The sequence below is a fragment of the Lentilactobacillus buchneri genome, from assembly GCF_018314255.1.
GTDB lineage: Bacteria > Bacillota > Bacilli > Lactobacillales > Lactobacillaceae > Lentilactobacillus > Lentilactobacillus buchneri.
This window is the reverse complement of sequence record NZ_CP073066.1, coordinates 493534-515677: the sequence shown is the minus strand read 5'-3', so window position 1 is coordinate 515677 and position 22144 is coordinate 493534. Positions and strand designations below refer to the sequence as shown.

The window sequence follows — 22144 nt, the reverse complement described above, 5'->3', positions numbered from 1 at the left end:
TGCCGTAGATGTTCATTAAAACTGGTGACAAAGTCCGTGTTATTAGTGGTAAGGACAAAGGTAAGGAAGGGACAGTTACTAAAACTATCGCTTCAAAAGATCGTGTGATTGTTGAAGGAATCAACAAAGTTAAGAAGCATACAAAAGCTTCTCAGACGAATCCACAAGGTGGAATTGTTGATGCTGAAGCCCCAATTCACGTATCAAATGTTATGCTAATTGACCCATCAACCAACGAGCCAACTCGTATTGGTATTAAAGTTGAAGATGGTAAAAAAGTACGTTACTCAAAGAAATCGCAAAAAGCGATCGATTAATCACTAGCGAAAGGAGGATACCTTTTAAATGTCAAGTCGTTTACGAGAAAAATTCAATAGCGAAATTACACCACATATGATGGATAAATTTAGCTACAAATCAGTTATGCAAGCTCCTAAGATCGATAAAATCGTTCTTAACATGGGTGTTGGAGACGCTGTTACTAACGCCAAGAACCTCGATGAAGCCGTTTCTGAATTAGCATTGATTTCAGGCCAAAAGCCACTGGTTACAAAAGCTAAGAAATCAATTGCCGGATTTAGATTACGTGAAGGAATGTCAATCGGTGCTAAAGTTACACTCCGTGGAGATAGAATGTATGACTTCTTAGATAAGTTAGTCAACGTTTCGTTACCACGTGTTCGTGATTTCCATGGTGTCAGCACTCGTGCCTTTGATGGTCGCGGTAACTACACTTTGGGTGTCCGTGAACAGTTGATTTTCCCTGAAATCAATTACGATAATGTTAACCGTGTTAGAGGTTTGGATATTGTAATTGTAACTACTGCAAATACCGACGAAGAGTCACATGAATTGTTAGTTCAATTCGGTATGCCGTTTGCCAGATAAAGAGGAGGTTTCACATTGGCTAAAAAATCATTAATTGTAAAAAGTGAACGCCCTGCTAAGTTCTCAACTCAGAATTACACACGTTGTGAACGTTGCGGACGACCTCGTTCTGTATACAAGAAATTCCATTTATGCCGTTTGTGCGTCCGTGAACTTGCCCACAAAGGTCAAATTCCTGGCATGAAGAAAGCTAGTTGGTAATAATTAAAAAGGAGGTTGTGCGCTGATGTCTATGACTGATCCAATTGCAGACTTTTTAACTCGCATTCGTAATGCAAACATGGTTTACCATGAAACAGTTGAAGTTCCTGCATCAAAAATCAAACGTGACATCGCTGAAATCCTTAAACGTGAGGGTTTTGTACGCGATGTTGAATATATCGAAGATGACAAACAAGGCATTATCCGTGTTTTCTTAAAGTATGGCAAGGATAAGCAACGTGTCATCACTGGTCTTAAGAGAATTTCTAAGCCAGGTTTACGTTCGTATGTTAAAGCAGATGCTGTTCCCAAGGTTTTAAATGGTCTTGGAATTGCTATCATTTCCACATCAAATGGTGTGATCACAGATAAGCAAGCACGCGCCCAAAAAATTGGCGGCGAAGTGTTAGCTTACGTCTGGTAAAATTCATCAAATCGGAGGTGTAATTAATGAGTCGAATTGGTTATAAAACCATCGAATTACCAAAAGGTGTCGAGGTAAAAGCAGATGGGAATACTGTAACTGTCAAAGGTGCCAAAGGATCTTTAACCCGCGAGATTTCATCACAAATCAAGATGACTATCAAAGATAACGAAGTTAACTTTGAGCCCATTGGTGATTACAACGACAAAGTACGTGCATTGCATGGTACAACTCGTGCCAACGTCAGCAACATGGTTGATGGCGTAACTACTGGCTTCAAAAAGACTTTGAAGTTGGTTGGTGTTGGTTATCGTGCACAACTTAAGGGCAAGAACCTGACATTAAACGTTGGTTATTCAAACCCAGTTGAAATGACTGTTCCAGATGATCTAACTGTTGAAGTTCCTGATAACACAACGATTCACATCAATGGTATCAGCAAACAAGCAGTTGGTGACTTTGCTGCATCAGTTCGTTCAGTACGTTCACCAGAACCATATAAGGGTAAAGGTATTCGTTATGAGAATGAACATATTATTCGTAAGGAAGGTAAGACTGGTAAGTAGTAAGATGCCAGCCTAATAAAATTTTGAGGTGACTATTTTGATTTCTAAACCAGATAAGAATAAGAATCGGAAACGCCGTCATAATCGTGTCCGTAATAAAATTTCTGGTACTGCCGAGCGCCCACGCTTGAATGTTTATCGTTCTAATAAAAACATCTACGCTCAAGTAATTGATGACGTAGAGGGTGTAACGCTTGTTAGTGCCTCAACACTTGATTCTGCAATCAGTAGTGGTAACAAGACTGAACAAGCAGCTAGTGTTGGTAAATTAGTAGCTCAACGCGCTAGCGAAAAGAACATTAAAGATGTTGTTTTCGATCGTGGTGGATACTTGTATCATGGTCGTGTTCAAGCTCTTGCAGATGCTGCTCGTGAAAATGGACTAGAATTCTAAAAAGGAGGAATAACCGCACATGAAGAAATTTATTGATCCAGATAAGTTAGAGCTTGAAGACAACGTAGTTTCGATTAACCGGATCACTAAAGTTGTAAAAGGTGGACGTCGTCTTCGTTTTGCTGCTTTAGTTGTTGTTGGAGACAAGCACGGTCATGTTGGTTTTGGAACTGGTAAAGCTCAAGAAGTTCCAGAAGCAATCCGTAAAGCCGTTGAAGCTGCTCGTAAAAACTTAATTGAGGTTCCGATTGTTGGTACAACGATTCCTCATGAAGTTCTCGGAACATTTGGTGGCGGCCGAATTTTATTGAAGCCTGCTGAAGAAGGTTCTGGAGTAGCAGCTGGTGGTGCCGTTCGTTCCGTGATGGAATTAGCTGGTATTGACGATGTTACTAGTAAACGACTAGGTTCCAATACTCCTATCAACGTTATCCGGGCAACATTCAAGGGCTTGGTTGAGTTGAAGAGTGCTGAAGAAATTTCAGCTTTACGTGGGGTTTCAACCCAACATTTAGCTGAATAAGGAGGGTGTTTTAGATGGCTCAATTAAAAATTACTTTAAAACGTAGCGTAACTCATCGCCTTCCAAAGCAACGTAAAATTGTGAAGGCACTTGGCTTGGGTCGAGTTAATAGTACCGTTGTTAAACCAGACAACGAATCTATTCGTGGAGCCCTTTTCCAAATTGCTCACTTAATCGAAGTTGAACAAGTTAAAGACTAAAAATTAGTAAGGAGGTGCCAATTTCATGAAATTAAATGAATTGAAGGCTGCTGAAGGTTCTCGTTCATTACGTACTCGTAAAGGTCGTGGCCGTTCTGCCGGTAAAGGTAAGACTGCTGGTCGTGGCCAAAAAGGTCAAAAAGCTCGTAGCAAGACTCGTGTAGGTTTCGAAGGTGGCCAAATGCCATTGTATCGTCGAATTCCTAAACGCGGATTCAACAACATCAACCGCAAGGAATATGCTGTTGTAAATGTTGTTAAGCTTGAAAGCTTTGACAACGGTACGGAAGTTACGCCTGAATTACTTCAACAATCAGGACTCGTTAAGAATGCCAAATCAGGCATCAAGATTCTTGGTGAAGGTGAACTTACTAAAAAGTTGACCGTCAAGGCTAGCAAGTTTTCAAAGGCTGCACAATCCGTAATTGAAAATGCGGGCGGTAAAATCGAGGTGGTTTAATGCTTTCGACTTTAGCAAAAGCATTCAAAGTGAAGGATATTCGCAATAAAATGCTTTTTACTTTGTTTGTGCTAGTTATATTCCGTCTGGGAGCATACATAACTGTTCCCGGGATCAATGCCAAAGCATTAACATCCGTTGCATCTTCTGGTTTGGTTAGTATCCTGAACACCTTTAGTGGTGGTGGGTTGACTAATTATTCCATCTTTGCGATGGGGGTCTCACCTTATATCACTGCACAAATTATCATCCAGTTGCTCCAGATGGACATTGTTCCAAAATATGTTGAATGGGGTAAGCAAGGTGAAGTTGGTCGTCGTAAATTAAATCAACATACGAGATACTTAACCGTCATCCTAGCCTTTTTCCAATCCGTTGGAATTACCGCAGGATTTAATCAATTAAGTAGTCTGAATCTTGTTCAAAATCCAAGTATCAAAACATTTGTGATCATCGGCTTGATTTTAACCGGTGGAACAATGTTAACAACTTGGATGGGGGACATGATTACTGAGCGTGGCTTAGGAAATGGGATTTCAATGATTATCTTTGCTGGTATCATTGCCCGAATTCCAGTCGGACTTCAGTCATTGTGGACCCAGTATTTTGTTGGCGTTTCTGGCGCTGATCTATGGCAACCAATCCTTTTTGCGATTGCATTGCTGATAATCGTGTTAGTGATCGTAACCTTTGTTACTTGGGTTCAACAAGCTGAACGAAGAGTACCAATTCAATATACAAGGCGAGTTTCTGGATCCCCAGACAGCAGTTACCTTCCATTGAAGGTTAACGTTGCTGGTGTTATTCCAGTTATCTTTGCAAGTTCATTTATTGCAACGCCGCAAACTATCTTGATGGCATTCACTAACAATTACTCAACTGCAACTTGGTTCCAGGTATTGAATAATCTATTCAATATGCAAACGCCGACCGGTGCAGCTTTCTATACAATTCTCATTATCATGTTCACTTTCTTCTATGCCTTTGTTCAAGTTAACCCGGAAAAGCTTTCGGAGAATTTGCAAAAGCAAGGCAGTTACATTCCTGGTGTTTGGCCAGGGCATGAGACCCAATCTTATGTGTCTGATCTGTTGATGAAGCTAAGTACTGTCGGTGCGTTATTCCTTGGAGTGGTTGCTTTGATTCCTTTGATTGCGCAAAACCTGTGGAACTTAGATGAATCAATTGGGTTAGGTGGAACTAGCCTGTTAATTGTTGTTGGTGTTGCTATTGAAACAATTCGTCAGATTCGTGGTTTAATGATGAAGCGAGAGTACGTTGGCTTCATTCATGATACTCGACCAACTGATGACTAAATTTGAGCAATTCCGCTATTAATTAGGAGGACAATAAAATGTCATTGAACTTGATATTAATGGGATTACCTGGTGCGGGGAAAGGTACTCAAGCCCAATTTATTGTGGACAAGTATCACGTACCTCACATTTCAACAGGAGACATGTTCCGAGATGCAATCTCGAATAGTACACCACTTGGGGTTAAGGCCAAATCCTTTACTGATAAAGGGGATTTAGTTCCTGATGAAGTGACTAATGGGATTGTAAAGGAAAGATTAGCCCAAGATGATACTAAACCAGGCTTCTTATTAGATGGTTATCCCAGAACTTTGGAACAAGCAGATGTGTTGTCGCAAATGACCAAAGACTTGGATAAACCTTTGACAGCCGTTATCAACATTGATGTTGATCCTAAGTTGTTGACTGAGCGTTTGTCAGGTCGCTTCATCTGTAAAAACTGTGGTGCCACTTATCATAAGTTGTACCATATGCCTAAAGTTCCCGGTACCTGCGATGTCTGTGGTGGGCATGAATTTTATCAGCGTGAGGATGACAAACCAGAGGCTGTTAAAAATCGTCTTAAGGTTAACGTTAAGATGAATACACCATTGATCGCATACTATAAGGATCGAAATCTTTTATTCAATGTCGATGGCAGCAAAGACATTGATGAAGTTTGGCAAAATGTTGACAAAATCTTGAGCACACTCTAAACCTCACTAATTAAGTGTTGAGTCGGTTAGATTGATGAAATATAATGAATGTGTTAAACTGTCAAAGGTTTGTCAAGATTAATTTAATTTATTCAATCTAATTTAACATTGGAGGTGTATTGAGTGGCTAAAGATAATGTTATTGAAGTTGAAGGAAAAGTCGTAGAAACATTGCCGAATGCAATGTTTAGAGTTGAACTGGAGAATGGACACGAAATTCTAGCTCATGTTTCTGGAAAGATCCGAATGCATTACATTCGGATTCTTCCTGGAGATAAGGTTACCGTTGAAATGTCTCCTTACGACTTAACCAAGGGACGTATTACTTATCGATTTAAGTAGTCCTTTTTCGTCATTTTTTTTCGAGGAGGGTTAAAAATGAAAGTACGACCATCAGTACGAAAAATGTGTGAACATTGCAAGATTATTAAACGAAAAGGCCGAGTAATGGTTATTTGCTCAGCAAACCCAAAGCACAAACAACGCCAAGGTAAATAAACATAAACAGGAGGTGTATGCTCAATGGCTCGTATTGCCGGAATTGATTTACCCCGTGACAAGCGAATTGTTATCGGATTAACTTACATTTTTGGTATTGGTAACACAACAGCTCAAAAAGTCTTAGCAAAAGCTGGAGTTTCTGAAGATGTTCGTGTACGTGATTTGACACCAGACCAAGAAGACAAGATTCGTGAAGTTGTCGGCGATCTTAAAATCGAAGGTGACTTACGTCGTGAAGTAAGTATGAACATCAAACGACTTCAAGAAATTGGATCATATCGTGGGATGCGTCATCGTCGCGGATTGCCAGTTCGTGGTCAACATACCAAGAACAATGCCCGCACACGTAAAGGTAGCAAAGTTGCTGCTGGTAGAAGAAAATAATTAAAGAAGGAGGTCATCAGTTTTTATGGTAAACAAAAAGACAAGTCGTAAACGCCGTGCTAAAAAGAATATTGCTGCTGGTGTTGCACATATCCATTCAACATTCAACAATACTTTAGTTATGATTACCGACACCACTGGGAATGCGGTTTCTTGGTCATCAGCCGGTGCATTAGGTTTCCGTGGAAGTCGTAAGTCAACACCATTTGCTGCTCAAATGGCTGCCGAAGCTGCTGCTAAGGCATCAATGGAACATGGTATGAAATCCGTTGAAGTTGCTGTCAAAGGACCAGGTTCAGGCCGTGAAGCTGCCATTCGTGCACTTCAAGCTACTGGATTGGAAGTTACTGCTATTCGTGATGTTACTCCGGTACCTCACAATGGTTCTCGTCCTCCAAAGCGTCGTCGAGTTTAATTAAGACATTCAATATAGTGAATTTTACTTGGTTTAAGCATATTGATATTTTGCATGAAGACTCACGCGTTTTGAAAGGGGTTAATGATAAGAATGATTGAATTTGAAAAGCCTAACATTCATAAAATTGAAGAAACAAATAATTTTGGTGAAGTTGTCGTTGAACCGCTCGAGCGTGGATATGGTACAACTCTCGGAAATTCTTTGAGACGTACATTACTGTCATCTCTTCCTGGCGCTGCTGTTACCAGCATCCAGATTGATGATGTACTGCACGAATTTTCGACGATCAAAGGTGTTGTCGAAGATGTGACTCAGATTATATTGAATGTTAAGAAAATTTCTTTGAAATTAGATGGGCCAGAAGATGAAGAAGAAAATTTGGAAATCGATGTAATTGGTCCTGCTGATGTTACTGCCGGTGATATTCAAGCTGACAGTGATGTGACTGTTCTGAACCCTGATTTGCACATCGCTACCGTTGCTGAAGGTGCCACATTCCATATGCGGTTAACCGCCAACAAAGGTCGTGGATACGTTTCTGCTGTGGAAAACAAAAAGCGCAGTTCTGAAATGCCTATTGGTGTGCTTCCCGTCGATTCTATTTATACCCCAATCGAACGTGTCAACTATCAGGTTGAAAGTACACGGGTTGGTCAACGCGATGATTTTGATAAGCTTACACTGGATATTTGGACTGATGGTTCAATTACTCCGAGTGAAGCAGTTAGTTTGGCGGCCAAAATTTTAACCGAACATCTAGAGATGTTTGTTGATTTGACTGATGAAGCTAAGAATACCGAAATCATGGTCGAGAAGGAAGAAACCCACAAAGAAAAAATGTTGGAAATGACAATTGAAGAATTGGACCTATCAGTTCGTTCATACAACTGTCTTAAACGTGCCGGCATTAATACTGTTCAAGAACTTACGGAAAAGACCGAAGCTGATATGATGAAGGTTCGTAATCTTGGTCGCAAGTCACTTGAAGAAGTTAAAGAAAAGCTTGCTGCATTGGGCCTTTCACTTCGTAAAGAAGACTAATAAAGATAAAGAAGGAGGACATCCAATTATGGGTTATCGGAAATTACAACGTAGTAGTGCACATCGTCGCTCATTGCTTCGTAATTTGACTACTGAGTTAATTATTCATGGTCAAATCATTACTACTGAAGCAAAAGCTAAGGAAGTTCGCTCAACTGCTGACAAGATGATTTCACTTGGCAAGCGCGGCGATTTACACGCCCGTCGTCAAGCTGCATCATTTGTTCGTGATGTTGTTGCTGATGTTAAAGAAGATGGTGACGATATTAACGTTACGACTGCTTTGCAAAAAGTATTTGGCGAATTAGCTACAAAGTATGCTGATCGTAATGGTGGATATACACGAATTTTGAAGACTATGCCTCGTCGTGGCGACGGTGCTCCAATGGTCATTTTAGAGTTAGTTGACTAACTAGTATTAAACCAAATCACATATTTATCACGAGAATCACTCAGGTTTTTGGTATAGAACGTTATGATGGTGGAACCCAGTTCCTAGTCTAGTTTGAATGTGGGACTTATCTCATGCACCGATTACCTGTAAGTGATTTTTTTGTACATAGATAAAACACTTTGCACAGCGTGAGGAACATCATGAAGGATATTATTCAAATTAAAAACATTTCTTTCAATTACCCCGAACAAGAAAAACTTTTTAATGATTTTTCGATGAATATTCAGGAAGGTAAATGGACGGCCATCATTGGCCAAAATGGAAGTGGGAAGAGTACACTGGCCCGCTTAATTGACGGCTTGATTGTTTTGAAGTCTGGTCAAATCGTTGTTGATGGACTGACGGTCAACGATGCAAATATCTTTGATATTCGAAATAAGATTGGCATGGTTTTTCAAAATCCCGAAGACCAGTTTGTTGGAGCAACCGTAGAGGATGACGTTGCATTTGGCTTAGAGAATCGCCGAGTTCCTCGTGAGCAAATGCATCAAATTGTTGAACAAAGCCTTCGACAGGTTGGCATGTGGGACTTTCGTGATCGGATTCCTGCTAATTTATCTGGCGGACAAAAGCAGCGCGTTGCGATTGCCGGAATTATTGCCCTTAGTCCGAAAATCATCATTTTGGACGAAGCTACCAGCATGCTGGATCCTCGCGGCCGACAAAACATTTTAAAACTGGTTAATCAGATTAAACGCGAAAATAATCTGACCGTCATTTCCATTACGCATGACATAGATGAGGCCGCCGGTGCTGACCAAGTCATTGTTGTCAACCAAGGTCAAGTTGTTGAAGCTGATCAGCCGGATCATATTTTTGGTGATATTGAAAAATTGACATCGATTGGCTTATCCGCACCTTTTACGTCCGAATTACTGTCAGCCCTCAAAAAGCGTGGAATCGACTCACATAGTCAATATCTCAATGATGAGAGGTTAATTACATGGATCAAACAATTAATTTCAAAGAAGTAACTCATACTTATCAAGCTGATACACCATTTGCTCAAAATGCTTTGAATCAGGTATCCTTAACCATTGCCAGCGGGTCATTTACAGCAATTATCGGTCACACCGGTAGCGGCAAGTCCACTTTGGTACAGCACATTAATGCGCTTCTCAAGCCGACTACGGGAGAAATTGAGGTGTCAGGGCGAACGATTACACCTGCGACCACCAATAAGAATTTAAAGCAACTTCGTAAGCACGTCGGCATGGTATTTCAATTTCCGGAAAAACAATTATTCGAAGAAACGGTTATCAAAGATATTATGTTTGGCCCCAAAAATTATGGGGCTTCTGACGAAGAAGCCAGAAGCGATGCCCAACAGGCGATGGCATTAGTTGGCATCGATGAAGATTTACAAGACAAGTCGCCATTTGATCTTTCCGGCGGCCAAATGAGAAGAGTTGCGATTGCTGGGGTTTTGGCAATGAAGCCGGAAATTCTCATTCTGGATGAACCCACTGCTGGTTTGGATCCTCGCGGCCACAAAGAAATTATGGACTTGGCTGAAGACCTGCACGAACATCAGGGCATGACGATTATTCTCGTCACGCATCAAATGGATGATGTTGTTGATTACGCTTCTGACGTTATTGTGATGGATCAAGGGAAGATTGTTAAACATGGAAGACCGCAAGAGATTTTTTCGGATCCCCAGTGGGTATATCAGATGCATCTGGATTTGCCGAGTAGTGCTGAGTTTGCTTCCCGATTGATCACTGCAGGGGTTCCGTTAAAAAGTGTTCCACTGACAATTGACAAATTGGCGGATGCAATCGTAGAAGCTGTTCAAGGGGGTCACGTCCATGAGTAATTTTCTATTTGGTCGGTACCTTCCAGGCAATTCTTGGGTTCATCAAATGAGTCCCCAATCCAAATTGATGCTAAGCTTTTATTTTGTGGTTGTGATTTTCTTTGCCAATAACATTTGGACTTATGCGGCATTGAGTGTGTTGATTCTCATAGTGGTCCTCATGTCAGGCGTGTCGATTGGTTATTTTCTAAAAGGGATTAGGCCACTTATTTGGTTGATTATTTTTACTGTCTTACTGCAGATTCTATTCAGCAGTGGGGGACATGTCTATTGGCATTTTGGTCCATTTTCAGTCAGTGATACCAGCTTAATTAACGGTGGTTTTATTTTCATCCGATTTCTGTTGATTATCATGATCTCGACGGTTTTGACCTTGACAACAACGCCCTTGGCGATTGCAGACGGGGTGCAGACCGTTCTTCGGCCTCTCAAAAAAGTTCACTTTCCTGTGGACACATTGGCGTTGATGCTTTCAATTGCTTTACGTTTTGTACCGACCTTAATGGATGAAATGGAAACTATTTTAAATGCTCAACGGTCAAGAGGGGTGGACTTTGGGTCCGGAAGCTTACGCCATCGGATTCAAGCAGCCGTTCCCCTGCTCGTCCCATTATTTACCGGAGCAATCAATCATGCAGAAAACCTGTCAACTGCCATGGAAGCCCGTGGCTTTACCGACAGTGAGCACCGCAGCAAATACCGGATTTATCGGTGGCAGCGAAAAGATACCATTAGTTGGGCAGTCTTTTTGTTAGTCGGGGTGCTCGTTTTATTCATAAGAAAGAGTTGAGGTGTTCAATATTCGATACAAAGTGACGTTAGCCTATGATGGCACGTTGTTCAGCGGCTTTGAGCGCCAGCCCAAGCGCAGAACGATTGAGGGTGTTTTGACCCAAAAAGTGAATATCATGGCAAAAAATCCCGACCCACCAATTGTCGTCTACGGATCTGGCAGGACAGATGCCGGTGTCCATGCCCTTGGACAAGTTGTCCATTTTGATTTCCCGTTCGATTTGCCAACCAAGGCAATTTATCGGGGACTAAACAGTCTCCTGCCGCTTGACATGGAGATTAAAAAAGCGGAAAAGGTATCCAATACTTTCCATGCCCGCTACGATGTGTCCGGTAAACGGTATGTTTATCGGCTGGATTTAGGCGAATTTAAGGATCCGTTCAAACGGAATTATACCGGAAATTGGCGTTTTCCCATTGATATTGAACGGGTTCAAACGGCAATGAATGATTTCGTTGGTGAACATGACTTTTCCAGTTTTGTCGCTTCGGGGTCGACTGCACGATCCAATGTTCGAACGATTTATGAAGCTAATGCGATTTTGGACAAATCAGCCAACGAAATTCGGCTTGAGTTCTATGGCAATGGTTTCCTCTATAACATGGTTCGAATCATGGTTGGGGTAGTTGTTGAGATTGGGTCTCAAATGCGCCCTGAGCACGATATATTGCGCTTATACGAGGTGAAAGATCGTGACCAGGCCCGACGAACCATGCCGGCATCCGGTTTGTACTTAAAGAAAGTCTATTATGAGGGTGAAGATCCGAAGCATCCCACGAAATTGCCAAAACGACAACGATAATTTAGGAAACTAATTGACTTTCATCAGAATAATTTGTATTATGTTAATTGGTATTGTTTGCCCCACGATAAGCCCCGGAATCTTATTTGGTGTCGAACAAACACAGGAACAATGGAGGAATATACAGTGCGTACAACTTATATGGCAAAACCTGGTGAAGTAGAACGTAAATGGTACGTTGTTGACGCAACAGACGTATCTCTTGGACGTTTATCATCAGCAGTAGCATCAATCTTAAGAGGTAAGAATAAACCAACATTCACACCCAACGTGGATACTGGGGATAATGTGATTGTAATTAATGCAAGTAAAGTCGGTCTGACTGGTCACAAAGACACTCGGAAGATCTATTACCATCACAGTCGCTTTATTGGTGGCTTGAAGCAACGAACTGCCGGTGATTTGCGTGCTAAGAATCCCGAAAAGTTAATTGAAACTTCCGTTAAAGGAATGCTTCCTCATGGAACATTAGGTCATAAAATTGGTTTGAAGTTACATGTCTATGCAGGTCCTGAACACGATCATCAAGCTCAAAAACCAGAAGTATTAGACATTAATAACCTAATTTAAGGAGGAATTCACTTTGGCTCAAGTACAATATCGCGGCACTGGCCGTCGTAAAGATTCAGTTGCTCGAGTACGTTTGGTACCCGGAACTGGAAAAATTATCATGAATGACAAAGCAATCGAAGACTATATTCCATTTGCTAACTTGCGTGAAGTTGTTGTGCAACCATTCAACGTAACTGAGACTTTAGGTAACTATGATACCTTGGTTAACGTTAACGGTGGTGGATTCTCCGGCCAAGCCGGCGCAACTCGTCACGGAATTGCCCGTGCATTGCTTGCAGTTGATCCCGACTTCCGTGGACCATTGAAGCGTGCCGGTTTATTAACTCGTGACGCACGAATGAAAGAACGTAAGAAGCCAGGTCTTAAAAAGGCCCGTAAAGCTTCACAATTTTCAAAGCGTTAAAATTTACTTTGCTTTTTCAAAACACTTCTCTTTTGAGGAGTGTTTTTTTGTTGAGAATATTTTAAGCTTGTTGGTAAACTGACATTCACCAGCAAAATTGTATTAGAATACAATCCGTTATTGTATAATGGTTCCAACAACTTTAAAGGGGTAAGAACACATGCCTGTTAAGAAAAATACTTTACGACTGAACATGCTGGCAATGTTTATTGCGATCATTCTGTTGCAAACTTCGATTCCTTTGATCGGGTACATCCCAATTGGTCCACTTGAAATTACGATTATCCCGATGACTGTCGTCGTTGCAACGGTTTTGCTTGGAACTGTTGACGGAGCGATCATTGGTGGTGTTTGGGGGCTGACGACTTTTGTCCGAGCTTTTGTATGGCCGACCAGCCCTTTAGCGGCAATCGTCTTTGTTAACCCGATTATTTCGGTCATCCCCCGGATTATGATTGGCGTAGTTGCTGGTATGACGTACACGTATCTCAAGAAACACTTGAAAAGCCAGGCAGCCAGTATTTCTGTATCGGCTGTCTTGGGTTCATTAACCAACACGGTCCTGGTGCTGGGACTCATTTATCTGTTTTATAAGGCGAAAGCCCCTCAACTGTATCAGATTAATATCAAAGAACTCCTCCCATATTTACTAGGGGTGGTTGGTACGAATGGTGTTCCGGAAGCAATCTTTAGCGGAATTGTCACACCGTTGATTGCGGTGCCGGTTAAAAAGATTTTTGACCGGACCAGCAGATAAAAAATAGACCTTGCACAAATATATGCAGGGTCTACTTTTAATCATTATTTCTTGCTCGATTTTTTGGCTTTGGGGGATTTAGTTTCATTATCGTCCTCGTCCTCATCCTCAACTTCAGGTTGGGGAGCTGCCTTGATCATTTTGAGATGTCGATTATTGATGACAACCTTTTTGTGGTACTTGTCGATAATCTCAGGATCATCCGATTCAAAAGTGATTAAAAATGAGTTGGTGTAACTCTTATCAACGAAACCGGTAAACGTCTGTTTTTCGATCTTGAATGAAACCTCATCACCAACATGAAATTTTGATTGAGCTTCTGATACTTCGGTGTTTTTAGCCATTGGTTTTCATCTCCAGATTTAAGTGTCAGAGGATAACATAACCGAAATTAACAGATTTGTCAATTTTTACGCATTTATAAAAATTGAACAAAGCACAAATTTCGTTTGTCTTTATTCGGATTTATCGTTAGAATTAATTTTAAAGTTAGAAAGTTTGAGGTTGGATTGGCAAAATATAAGAAGGGGCGGAAACGCCGCGCAAAAAAAGCAAATGCCGTTTTGATGTTGATTCTGGTGATCTGTGGGTTGGTGATCATTTTTGGTTTCCACGCTTTATACGAAAACGGTTATCATTCGAGCAATATTCAAAGCTCGAACGACGAAGTGGCCATTGAGCACCGTAAATTTATCAACAAATTAGCGCCACAAGCCCAGCGGCTGCAGGGGCAATATAATATCTTACCGAGTATTACTTTAGCTCAGGCCATTTTGGAGTCCAACTGGGGCACCAGCAAGCTTGCGAGCAAGTATTATAATCTGTTTGGCGTCAAAGCTCAGGATAATACCACCAACTCGGTCTACCTGAATACGCAGGAATTCGTGAATGGCCGTTATGTGACGATCAAAGCTCGGTTCCAAGTATATCAGGACTGGAATGAATCCTTGGCTGATCACGCCAAATTGCTTGCCTATGGCACGAAATGGAACCCACAGCAGTACAAGGACGTGGTGGCCGCAAACAACTACCTGCAGGCCGCTGATGGTCTTCAGCAGGATGGCTATGCGACCGACCCTGCTTATACCAAGAAATTGATCGCCATCATCAGACAATACAAACTTTATCAATACGATGACTAGAAAGGAATTTTGAGATGGACTTACTTAAGAAACGCATTTTGGAGGATGGTACTGTATTACCAGGAAACGTATTAAAGGTCGACAACTTTTTAAATCACCAGGTTGATGCAAAATTGATGGACCAAATTGGTGCCGAATTTGCCCGCTTATTTAAAGATGAAGGGGTAACCAAGGTTGTGACCGTTGAATCTTCCGGAATCGCCCCGGCATTGACAACGGCGATCCATATGGGGGTTCCGTTGATCTTTGCCAGAAAGCATAAGAGTTTAACTTTAACCGATAACCTGTACACCGCCAGCGTTTATTCTTATACCAAGCAAGTTAGCAACGATATCAGTATTGATAAACGATTTTTGAAGCCAAATGATCGAATTTTGATTATTGATGATTTTTTGGCAAATGGTCAAGCCGTTCAAGGACTGTTGGAAATTGCCAAGTTGGCAAATGTTAAAGTTGAAGGTGTTGGGATTGTGATCGAAAAGAGCTTCCAAAAAGGGCACACCATGATTGAAAAATCAGGTGTCCGTTTGGAGTCTTTGGCTCGAGTTGCCTCTCTGGATAACCAAAAAGTCACATTTGTTGATTAGAGCTGTGAAAATAATGGTACGATAAGTTTAATGATGACTTACAATTAATAAAATGACGATATGAAAGTAGTGAATTAATTGGCAAACGCAAATGTTATCTATCCCGGTCAAACAATTGGGATTCTTGGAGATAGTATCAGCACCCCAACGTTATTGGCTCGCGCAAAACAAATGGGCTTTAATGTTGGCATGTACAGTTCCAACGAAAACAGTAAGGCGATGGAACTGGCAGACTATAAATACATTGGCCCCTACACTGACAAGGAAACCTTGAAAATGTTTGCCGAACGCTGTGAAGCGGTGATCTATGACAATCAATTTATCGATTCAGATGTCATTCGATACATTTCCCAATACACGGCTGTGCCGCAACGGGACGGATTATTGGATATTGTCCAAGATCGACTGATTGAACGAACGTTTTTTGAAACCCTGAATATTAACATGGTTCCTTACTCGACGATTGTCACGTTGGAAGACATTTACCAAGCCATTAATTCCATTGGGTACCCGGCTATTTTAAAGCCCATTCAGCGGGGACTAAATGGCGGCAAAGAATTGCTGATTAAGAACCAGGCTGATATTGTCCTGGCATCCGGTTTTTTAGATTCCGGAACTTACATTTTGGAATCCTATGTGGAACATGATACTGACTACTCCGTGGTCGTTACCCGGACCGAGTCAGGGTCAATTGTGATGTTTCCACCAGTCGAAGTGATGTATGAAGGCGATCAGTTAATGACCGCCTATACGCCGGCAAAACTCGATCCCAGTGTGAAGAAGGAAATGACCCGAATTACCAATGAAATTGCCAACAACCTTGACTATGTCGGTACTTTCGAAGTCACACTCTTCTTGGCCAAGAGCGGTTCGATTTATGTCAGCAGAGTTGCTCCCAAATTGAGTGCGGCTGGGTTTGTATTTGATTACGCTGCTAATGCCGATGAATTTGAACAACATTTGCGGGCAATTGCCGGTTTGCCTTTGACACAAATTATTCCCGGAATTGCAACGGTTTATCAGGCCATTCGACAACAGGAATATCAACGTGTCCAAACCCAATGGGTCATCAAAGATAATTGGCACTTCACGTTTTATGGCAACGAGCCAACTGACGACCATCAGCTGGTTGGCTATGTCCTGATTCCGACCAAATCTATTTCAGACACCCTGGTTAAACTGGAGGCCACTGGGATTTGGCATGACATAGATTACAAAACAAAATATAGCAACATGTAGAGAGTCGGGAAGCCGACTTTTTTGTTATAATTGAAAAGATAAATGCGAGAGGATGGAATATTTAGTGGCAGAAGAAAGTTTATTAGCAGGATTAAATAAAGATCAAAAAGACGCCGTTATCCATACTGAAGGACCCGTCCTCATTATGGCCGGTGCCGGCAGTGGCAAGACCCGGGTATTAACCCACCGAATTGCCTACATAATTGAACATAACCATATTATGCCGTGGCGGATTTTAGCGATCACTTTTACCAATAAGGCTGCCCGGGAAATGCGTGAACGGGTTTCAAAATTGTTGGGTGAAGGTGGTAACGATGTTTGGGTTTCAACATTCCATGCACTATGTGTGCGGATTTTACGCCGCCATATTGATTTGCTGGGCTACAATAAGGCTTTTACGATTGCCGATACCAGTGAGCAGCGGACGCTTGTCAAACGAGTACTGCGAGATTTGAATATTGATCCCAAAAAGTTCGATCCCAGAGCCGTTTTATCGGCTATCTCCAACGCCAAAAATGATCTGCTCACACCCAAAGCATTCAAAGCTCAGGCCAATAGTGCTTTCGATCAAATCGTGGCTGACGTCTATGATCGCTACCAAGCAGAGCTGAAGCAGAATCAATCATTGGACTTTGATGATTTGATTATGATCACCATCCAATTATTTGATGAACATCCGGATGTTTTGGAATCCTATCAGGACAAATTTCAATACATCCATGTTGATGAGTATCAGGATACCAATGAGGCTCAATACCGACTGGTGAATACCCTTGCCAAGAAAAATCGTAACATCTGTGTCGTCGGGGATGCCGACCAAAGTATCTACGGCTGGCGTGGTGCCAACATGCAGAACATCCTTGATTTCAAAAAAGACTATCCGGATGCCCATGTGACCTTATTGGAACAAAACTATCGTTCAACTAAAACGGTACTTGATGCCGCTAATTCGGTGATTGCCCATAATGACAATCGTGCCGACAAAAATTTGTGGACTGAAAATCCCAAGGGCGATCAGATTTCATATTATCGTGGTCAGACCGAAAACGACGAGGCAAGATACGTTGTTGCCAAAATTCAAGAAGAAATGGCCAAGCCAAAACGCAATTACGGCAGTTTTGCAATCCTTTACCGAACCAATGCGCAGTCACGGGTAATTGAAGAAACCTTGCTCAAATCAAATATTCCCTACACCATGGTTGGCGGACACAAGTTCTATGATCGAAAAGAAATTCGAGACGCCTTGTCTTACCTGACTCTGTTAGCTAATCCAAACGACTCCATGAGCTTTGAACGGGTCATCAACGAACCTAAACGGGGGATCGGCCAAGCCAGTATTGAACGATTACGACTATTCGCCAACGATCATCAGTGGAGTCTCCTTGAGGCTGCTAAAAACGTTGATTTAGCCAATGAGATTTCTACCCGTGCAAAAAATTCGATCGCTGAATTTGAACAGACGATGCGAACGATTTCAGAGAAGATGGCACAATTATCAATCACTGAAATTACTGAAGAAATTCTCGATAAGAGTGGCTATCTAAGTACCTTGAAAGCTTCGAAGTCTTTGGAAGCTCAAACCAGGCTTGAAAACTTGGAAGAATTTATTTCTGTGACTCAAAAGTATGATGAAGAAAACGAGGGCGAAACCGGTCAACAGAACTTAGTGAATTTCTTAAGTGATTTGGCCTTGGTTTCTGATCAGGATAGTCTCGAAGAAGACAATTCCCAAGTGACTTTGATGACTTTGCATGCAGCCAAGGGACTGGAATTTCCAGTGGTCTTTTTGATGGGAATGGAAGAAGGATTATTCCCGCTTTCACGAGCCGCAGCAGACGAATCAGAACTTCAAGAAGAGCGCCGATTAGCGTACGTTGGCATTACGCGTGCCAAAGAAAAACTCTATATTACCAATGCCTACTCGCGAATGTTGTATGGCCGTCGCCAAAACAATCCAGAGTCGCGCTTCGTCAACGAAATTAGCCCAGAGCTTATCCATTCGGATAATCAACAGCAAACTGAGTCCCCCCTAAGCACGCCGTTTGATCGCCGAACCAGGCGGGCAACGGCAACTACTTATCGGCGACCTGGAAAAGTCGTCGAAAGCCCTAAAGGATCCGGTGCAGACAAACTCGCTTGGGCCGTTGGTGATAAAGTATCACACAAGGCTTGGGGAACCGGCACGGTTGTCAAGGTTACCGGAACCGGCGAGGATATGGAGCTCGATATTGCATTCAAGCAAGAGGGCATCAAGCGGCTGTTGGCTGCATTTGCCCCAATTAAGAAGCAGGAAAATTAATCAACAGAAGGTGTTATTGTGGCATTTGAAAATATGTCCGAGCAACAGGCCGCTGCTAAGGCTGGCGATCTGAGGAAACAATTGAACCAGTGGGCTGACGAGTATTACACCTATGACGCACCAAGTGTCGAAGATGCCGTGTATGACCAAACTTATCAGCAGCTGGTCGCATTGGAAAACCAATTTCCACAGATTGTGACTCCTGATTCACCTACTCAAAAAGTCGGCGACCACACGCTCCCCGGCTTTACCAAGGTTAACCATGAAATTCCGATGCTTTCACTGGGAGATGTTTTCTCTAAGGAAGAGTTGGCGGAATTCGTCGACCGTCTAAGTGAAAATGATTCAGTCGCATTTGATTATAATTGCGAATTAAAAATCGATGGTTTGGCAATCAACCTTCGATATGAGAACGGGGTCTTTGTTCAAGGATCCACTCGCGGAAACGGTCAAATTGGTGAAGATATTACCCGTAACTTAAAGACGATTAAGTCAATTCCGCAAAAGTTGACTCGACCGATCAATATTGAGGTTCGTGGCGAATGTTACATGCCCAAAGAATCGTTTGCCAAATTGAATGAACAGCGCCAGTTGGATGGTGAAGAACCATTCGCCAATCCAAGGAATGCTGCGGCCGGAAGTTTGCGTCAGCTGGATCCACGTGTGACCCGCAGTCGCAAATTAAGTACTTTTATGTATAACGTTGCCGATATCGATGATCTGCAATCTGACACTCAAAGCGGGATGCTTGCCGAACTCAAAGAATTGGGCTTTACGATCAATCCAGATTTCAAAGTTGCCCACAATATGGCTGATATTGACAATTACGTTGATAAATACAAAGATTTACGGGATGGTTTGCCCTATGGGATTGACGGCATTGTGATTAAGGTCAATTCACTACCGCTGCAGCGCTCACTCGGGGCAACCGTTAAAGTTCCCCGCTGGGCGATTGCATACAAGTTTCCGCCAGAAGAGGTTCAAACGATTGTTAGGGACATTGAATGGACCGTTGGACGGACCGGGGTGGTGACACCCACTGCGGTTATGGATCCGGTGACATTAGCCGGCAGTACTGTCAGCCGGGCATCACTTCATAATCCGGATTATTTGGCAGAAAAAGATATCCGGGTCGGCGATACCGTTAAGCTGCATAAAGCTGGCGACATCATCCCTGAAATCTCGCAGTACTTACCAGATAAACGGCCTGCCAACAGTCAGGCCTATGAAATCCCAACCCAGTGTCCATCATGCGGTTCCACGCTGGTTCACTTGGACCAAGAGGTGGCGCTTCGCTGCATTAATCCTCAGTGTCCGGCGCAACTCAAAGAAGGCTTAACCCACTTTGCTTCCAGGGATGCCATGAATATCGACGGTTTGGGGCCAAAAATCATCGCCCAGTTGTTTGAAAAACACATGGTCTCCGATGTTGCCGGACTTTATGATTTGTCCTTTGACCAACTATTAACTTTGGACAAATTTGGTGAAAAATCAGCCACTAAGCTGCTGGCTGCCATTGATAACAGCCGATCGAATTCTTGTGAACGACTGCTTTATGGTTTGGGAATCCGCCATGTTGGGATCAAGGCAGCTCGATTAATTGCCCAACGTTTTAAAAATATTGATAAGGTTATGCAGGCAAGCGCGCAAGATATCGCCGAAATTGCTACAATGGGAATGATCATTGCTGACAGCGTGGTTACTTACTTCTCAATGCCTGAATCCAAGCAGTTGATCGACCAACTCAAACAAGTGGGCGTTAACATGGATTATCTGGGTGTGACTGATGAACAACTTGCTGAAAGTGATTCATTCTTCACCGGCAAGAAGTTTGTTTTGACAGGGAAATTACAAAATATCACCCGGCCGGATGCAACTCAATGGCTTGAGGACCATGGTGCCAAAGTCAGCAGTTCAGTTTCCAAAAATACAGACATCGTTGTTGTGGGTGAAGACCCCGGCAGCAAGTATGATAAGGCGAAAAGCCTCGGCATTCAGACATGGGACGAAGCCCGTTTCCACCAAGAAATGGCCGATGAAAAGTGACAATGGAGGAACGAATCGTGAAAAAAATTATCCTGGGGATTTCAATCATTCTGTCGGGATTTATGTTGGCAGCGTGTGGAAGCGTTGATAATCTGTCGAAGGATACCAGCAATTCCAGTGGCTCAAAAGCCAAGACGCAGTTAACCGGCCAAACGAACACCGACTATTATCAAGGTGTGATTAAGAATGGCCGTTATCAGACCAGTAAATCTCGTGGTGTGAGTGTTTCTCAAGAATCGAATCAGTTCAATATTAAAGGGTTTGAAAACGGCCTGTTGGATATTTCCAAAAAAGAATTTTCAACTAAAAAATACATCTTCCAAGAAGGTCAATATCTTTCTACCAGCACGGTTGAAAATTGGTTGGGCCGTCAATCCAAATCAAACCCAACCGGCTTAAATCCGGTTAAGTCCAAATCGACCAACCCTAACACTAGAAATCCAATTTATCTTTCCCAAATTGATGAGCAGGATTTTATGACTCAAAGCGGCAAATCGCTTCGCTTGTCAGGGATGACCATCGGACTGGGGATTAACTCGGTTGATTATTATAAGAAGACGGCCTATGGGCCAACTTATGAAACCGACATTTCTGATGCCCAAGTTAAAAAGCAGGGTAAAGCTATCGCCAACCAAGTGATTAAGCGGCTGCGACAACGGCGATCGCTGAAGAACATTCCAATCATCATTGCTTTATACAAGCAAGCTTCGGATGATAGCCTGGTCGGCGGGAACTTCTTTGCATATTCCATGAATGACGATGGTGAAACCAAAGTTGCCAAGTGGGACAAAATCAATCAAAAGAACTACGTCTTCCCATTACAATCTGACAAGAAGGGTCCCAGCCAAAATGATGCTGATTCGTTTGATAACTTCAAATCAGAAATTCAAGGCTTCTTCCCGAATTTGAGTGGGGTGACTGCTCAAGCACAATACACCGATGGTTCACTCAGTGGGATGAATATCAGCATCACGACTCAATTTTATAGTCAGACTGAGATCATCAGTTTTACCCAATACATTCAAAATGCCGCCCAGCGATATTTGCCGGCCAATGCACCAATTGACATTACGGTATCTTCGACTGAAGGCATTCAGAGTTTCTTGAGCCGTAAGCAAAATGAGAAGAAATTTTCTGCCCATATTTTCAATAGTTATTAATTTCTAAAAAATGCGATTCTTTATATGGTAGAATTATTGTTGTTATTAAATTTTGGATA

General features: G+C 42.3%; 31 protein-coding genes. 30 read left to right on the top strand and 1 reads right to left on the bottom strand.

Annotation, left to right across the window (positions count from 1 at the left end):
* Positions 1-8 precede the first annotated feature (8 nt).
* The 24 genes from rplX (at position 9) to KE627_RS02550 (ending at position 13612) form a co-directional block, all read left to right on the top strand.
* A complete protein-coding gene (gene rplX, locus KE627_RS02665; protein ID WP_013728494.1) occupies positions 9-317 on the top strand; it encodes a 50S ribosomal protein L24 in 309 nt (102 codons plus the stop codon).
* Between the two features lie 28 nt (positions 318-345).
* Positions 346-888, top strand: a complete 543-nt coding sequence (gene rplE / locus KE627_RS02660; RefSeq protein WP_056938934.1) for a 50S ribosomal protein L5 — start codon at positions 346-348, stop codon at positions 886-888.
* A 15-nt stretch (positions 889-903) separates the two neighbouring features.
* A complete protein-coding gene (locus tag KE627_RS02655) occupies positions 904-1089 on the top strand; it encodes a type Z 30S ribosomal protein S14 (protein WP_014940332.1) in 186 nt (61 codons plus the stop codon).
* Positions 1090-1114: 25 nt separating this feature from the next.
* Entirely contained in the window at positions 1115-1513 is a 399-nt protein-coding gene (gene rpsH, locus KE627_RS02650) for a 30S ribosomal protein S8 (protein WP_013728491.1), read from the top strand.
* Between the two features lie 26 nt (positions 1514-1539).
* Positions 1540-2079, top strand: a complete 540-nt coding sequence (gene rplF / locus KE627_RS02645; RefSeq protein ID WP_013728490.1) for a 50S ribosomal protein L6 — start codon at positions 1540-1542, stop codon at positions 2077-2079.
* Positions 2080-2107: 28 nt separating this feature from the next.
* Positions 2108-2473 carry a 50S ribosomal protein L18 gene (gene rplR / locus KE627_RS02640; RefSeq protein WP_081464586.1) on the top strand — a complete coding sequence of 122 codons (366 nt, stop codon included), beginning with the start codon at positions 2108-2110 and terminating at the stop codon, positions 2471-2473.
* 19 nt (positions 2474-2492) lie between these two features.
* Positions 2493-2996: a 30S ribosomal protein S5 gene (gene rpsE / locus KE627_RS02635; protein WP_013728488.1), complete on the top strand. Its 504-nt coding sequence runs from the start codon at positions 2493-2495 to the stop codon at positions 2994-2996.
* A gap of 14 nt (positions 2997-3010) precedes the next feature.
* A complete protein-coding gene (gene rpmD / locus KE627_RS02630) occupies positions 3011-3196 on the top strand; it encodes a 50S ribosomal protein L30 (protein WP_013728487.1) in 186 nt (61 codons plus the stop codon).
* Between the two features lie 25 nt (positions 3197-3221).
* On the top strand, positions 3222-3656 hold the full coding sequence (rplO, locus tag KE627_RS02625; protein ID WP_056938933.1) for a 50S ribosomal protein L15: 435 nt from the start codon (positions 3222-3224) through the stop codon (positions 3654-3656).
* Positions 3656-4972: a preprotein translocase subunit SecY gene (gene secY / locus KE627_RS02620; RefSeq protein ID WP_013728485.1), complete on the top strand. Its 1317-nt coding sequence runs from the start codon at positions 3656-3658 to the stop codon at positions 4970-4972. The genes rplO and secY overlap by 1 nt, the downstream gene beginning before the upstream one ends.
* 44 nt (positions 4973-5016) lie before the next feature.
* The gene (locus tag KE627_RS02615; RefSeq protein WP_173667730.1) at positions 5017-5667 is read left to right on the top strand and encodes an adenylate kinase; all 651 of its coding nucleotides are present in this window, start codon (positions 5017-5019) and stop codon (positions 5665-5667) included.
* Between the two features lie 123 nt (positions 5668-5790).
* Entirely contained in the window at positions 5791-6009 is a 219-nt protein-coding gene (infA, locus tag KE627_RS02610) for a translation initiation factor IF-1 (protein WP_003559541.1), read from the top strand.
* Positions 6010-6045: 36 nt separating this feature from the next.
* Positions 6046-6165 (top strand): 50S ribosomal protein L36, encoded by a 120-nt coding sequence (rpmJ, locus tag KE627_RS02605; protein WP_013728483.1) that lies wholly within the window; start codon positions 6046-6048, stop codon positions 6163-6165.
* 24 nt (positions 6166-6189) lie between these two features.
* Positions 6190-6552 (top strand): 30S ribosomal protein S13, encoded by a 363-nt coding sequence (gene rpsM / locus KE627_RS02600; protein WP_013728482.1) that lies wholly within the window; start codon positions 6190-6192, stop codon positions 6550-6552.
* Between the two features lie 25 nt (positions 6553-6577).
* The gene (rpsK, locus tag KE627_RS02595; protein WP_013728481.1) at positions 6578-6967 is read left to right on the top strand and encodes a 30S ribosomal protein S11; all 390 of its coding nucleotides are present in this window, start codon (positions 6578-6580) and stop codon (positions 6965-6967) included.
* A 93-nt stretch (positions 6968-7060) separates the two neighbouring features.
* Complete coding sequence (locus tag KE627_RS02590) at positions 7061-8011, top strand: DNA-directed RNA polymerase subunit alpha (RefSeq protein WP_014940328.1); 951 nt, start codon at positions 7061-7063, stop codon at positions 8009-8011.
* A 28-nt stretch (positions 8012-8039) separates the two neighbouring features.
* On the top strand, positions 8040-8423 hold the full coding sequence (gene rplQ, locus KE627_RS02585) for a 50S ribosomal protein L17 (RefSeq protein WP_013728479.1): 384 nt from the start codon (positions 8040-8042) through the stop codon (positions 8421-8423).
* Between the two features lie 182 nt (positions 8424-8605).
* Positions 8606-9439, top strand: a complete 834-nt coding sequence (locus KE627_RS02580; RefSeq protein ID WP_013728478.1) for an energy-coupling factor transporter ATPase — start codon at positions 8606-8608, stop codon at positions 9437-9439.
* The gene (locus KE627_RS02575; protein WP_013728477.1) at positions 9409-10284 is read left to right on the top strand and encodes an energy-coupling factor ABC transporter ATP-binding protein; all 876 of its coding nucleotides are present in this window, start codon (positions 9409-9411) and stop codon (positions 10282-10284) included. The genes KE627_RS02580 and KE627_RS02575 overlap by 31 nt, the downstream gene beginning before the upstream one ends.
* Positions 10277-11074 carry an energy-coupling factor transporter transmembrane component T family protein gene (locus KE627_RS02570; protein ID WP_056938931.1) on the top strand — a complete coding sequence of 266 codons (798 nt, stop codon included), beginning with the start codon at positions 10277-10279 and terminating at the stop codon, positions 11072-11074. Before KE627_RS02575 ends, KE627_RS02570 begins: the two co-directional genes overlap by 8 nt.
* 10 nt (positions 11075-11084) lie before the next feature.
* Positions 11085-11879, top strand: coding sequence for a tRNA pseudouridine(38-40) synthase TruA (gene truA, locus KE627_RS02565; RefSeq protein ID WP_041805959.1), 795 nt, complete (start codon positions 11085-11087; stop codon positions 11877-11879).
* A 126-nt stretch (positions 11880-12005) separates the two neighbouring features.
* The gene (gene rplM, locus KE627_RS02560; RefSeq protein ID WP_013728474.1) at positions 12006-12449 is read left to right on the top strand and encodes a 50S ribosomal protein L13; all 444 of its coding nucleotides are present in this window, start codon (positions 12006-12008) and stop codon (positions 12447-12449) included.
* 13 nt (positions 12450-12462) lie between these two features.
* Positions 12463-12855 (top strand): 30S ribosomal protein S9, encoded by a 393-nt coding sequence (gene rpsI, locus KE627_RS02555; RefSeq protein WP_013728473.1) that lies wholly within the window; start codon positions 12463-12465, stop codon positions 12853-12855.
* A 160-nt stretch (positions 12856-13015) separates the two neighbouring features.
* On the top strand, positions 13016-13612 hold the full coding sequence (locus KE627_RS02550; protein WP_013728472.1) for an ECF transporter S component: 597 nt from the start codon (positions 13016-13018) through the stop codon (positions 13610-13612).
* 44 nt (positions 13613-13656) lie between these two features.
* On the opposite strand, the gene KE627_RS02545 is transcribed toward KE627_RS02550, so the two are convergent.
* A complete protein-coding gene (locus tag KE627_RS02545) occupies positions 13657-13956 on the bottom strand; it encodes a hypothetical protein (RefSeq protein WP_013728471.1) in 300 nt (99 codons plus the stop codon).
* 222 nt (positions 13957-14178) lie between these two features.
* Here KE627_RS02545 and KE627_RS02540 point away from each other — a divergent pair, with 222 nt between their 5' ends.
* The 6 genes from KE627_RS02540 (at position 14179) to KE627_RS02515 (ending at position 22085) form a co-directional block, all read left to right on the top strand.
* Positions 14179-14754 (top strand): glycoside hydrolase family 73 protein, encoded by a 576-nt coding sequence (locus KE627_RS02540; protein WP_041805957.1) that lies wholly within the window; start codon positions 14179-14181, stop codon positions 14752-14754.
* A gap of 14 nt (positions 14755-14768) precedes the next feature.
* Positions 14769-15341 (top strand): xanthine phosphoribosyltransferase, encoded by a 573-nt coding sequence (locus KE627_RS02535; protein WP_056938930.1) that lies wholly within the window; start codon positions 14769-14771, stop codon positions 15339-15341.
* Between the two features lie 78 nt (positions 15342-15419).
* On the top strand, positions 15420-16580 hold the full coding sequence (locus KE627_RS02530; protein ID WP_056938929.1) for an ATP-grasp domain-containing protein: 1161 nt from the start codon (positions 15420-15422) through the stop codon (positions 16578-16580).
* A gap of 64 nt (positions 16581-16644) precedes the next feature.
* Complete coding sequence (pcrA, locus tag KE627_RS02525; protein ID WP_013728467.1) at positions 16645-18879, top strand: DNA helicase PcrA; 2235 nt, start codon at positions 16645-16647, stop codon at positions 18877-18879.
* A gap of 18 nt (positions 18880-18897) precedes the next feature.
* Positions 18898-20925 (top strand): NAD-dependent DNA ligase LigA, encoded by a 2028-nt coding sequence (gene ligA / locus KE627_RS02520; protein WP_013728466.1) that lies wholly within the window; start codon positions 18898-18900, stop codon positions 20923-20925.
* Between the two features lie 17 nt (positions 20926-20942).
* Positions 20943-22085 carry a CamS family sex pheromone protein gene (locus tag KE627_RS02515; RefSeq protein ID WP_013728465.1) on the top strand — a complete coding sequence of 381 codons (1143 nt, stop codon included), beginning with the start codon at positions 20943-20945 and terminating at the stop codon, positions 22083-22085.
* The last annotated feature ends 59 nt before the right edge of the window (positions 22086-22144 follow it).

What these genes read in the sequence shown, in the direction of transcription:
- rplE (WP_056938934.1), top strand. Translation starts at nt 346, where the DNA reads ATGTCAAGTCGTTTACGAGAAAAATTCAATAGCGAAATTACACCACAT.
- rpsH (WP_013728491.1), top strand. Translation starts at nt 1,115, where the DNA reads ATGTCTATGACTGATCCAATTGCAGACTTTTTAACTCGCATTCGTAAT.
- KE627_RS02540 (WP_041805957.1), top strand. Translation starts at nt 14,179, where the DNA reads ATGTTGATTCTGGTGATCTGTGGGTTGGTGATCATTTTTGGTTTCCAC.
- rpmJ (WP_013728483.1), top strand. Translation starts at nt 6,046, where the DNA reads ATGAAAGTACGACCATCAGTACGAAAAATGTGTGAACATTGCAAGATT.
- secY (WP_013728485.1), top strand. Translation starts at nt 3,656, where the DNA reads ATGCTTTCGACTTTAGCAAAAGCATTCAAAGTGAAGGATATTCGCAAT.
- rpsM (WP_013728482.1), top strand. Translation starts at nt 6,190, where the DNA reads ATGGCTCGTATTGCCGGAATTGATTTACCCCGTGACAAGCGAATTGTT.
- rpsE (WP_013728488.1), top strand. Translation starts at nt 2,493, where the DNA reads ATGAAGAAATTTATTGATCCAGATAAGTTAGAGCTTGAAGACAACGTA.
- KE627_RS02545 (WP_013728471.1), bottom strand. Translation starts at nt 13,956, where the DNA reads ATGGCTAAAAACACCGAAGTATCAGAAGCTCAATCAAAATTTCATGTT.
- KE627_RS02550 (WP_013728472.1), top strand. Translation starts at nt 13,016, where the DNA reads ATGCCTGTTAAGAAAAATACTTTACGACTGAACATGCTGGCAATGTTT.
- rplX (WP_013728494.1), top strand. Translation starts at nt 9, where the DNA reads ATGTTCATTAAAACTGGTGACAAAGTCCGTGTTATTAGTGGTAAGGAC.
- rplO (WP_056938933.1), top strand. Translation starts at nt 3,222, where the DNA reads ATGAAATTAAATGAATTGAAGGCTGCTGAAGGTTCTCGTTCATTACGT.
- rplF (WP_013728490.1), top strand. Translation starts at nt 1,540, where the DNA reads ATGAGTCGAATTGGTTATAAAACCATCGAATTACCAAAAGGTGTCGAG.
- rplQ (WP_013728479.1), top strand. Translation starts at nt 8,040, where the DNA reads ATGGGTTATCGGAAATTACAACGTAGTAGTGCACATCGTCGCTCATTG.
- KE627_RS02590 (WP_014940328.1), top strand. Translation starts at nt 7,061, where the DNA reads ATGATTGAATTTGAAAAGCCTAACATTCATAAAATTGAAGAAACAAAT.
- KE627_RS02535 (WP_056938930.1), top strand. Translation starts at nt 14,769, where the DNA reads ATGGACTTACTTAAGAAACGCATTTTGGAGGATGGTACTGTATTACCA.
- rpmD (WP_013728487.1), top strand. Translation starts at nt 3,011, where the DNA reads ATGGCTCAATTAAAAATTACTTTAAAACGTAGCGTAACTCATCGCCTT.
- KE627_RS02575 (WP_013728477.1), top strand. Translation starts at nt 9,409, where the DNA reads ATGGATCAAACAATTAATTTCAAAGAAGTAACTCATACTTATCAAGCT.
- rpsK (WP_013728481.1), top strand. Translation starts at nt 6,578, where the DNA reads ATGGTAAACAAAAAGACAAGTCGTAAACGCCGTGCTAAAAAGAATATT.
- KE627_RS02570 (WP_056938931.1), top strand. Translation starts at nt 10,277, where the DNA reads ATGAGTAATTTTCTATTTGGTCGGTACCTTCCAGGCAATTCTTGGGTT.
- KE627_RS02580 (WP_013728478.1), top strand. Translation starts at nt 8,606, where the DNA reads ATGAAGGATATTATTCAAATTAAAAACATTTCTTTCAATTACCCCGAA.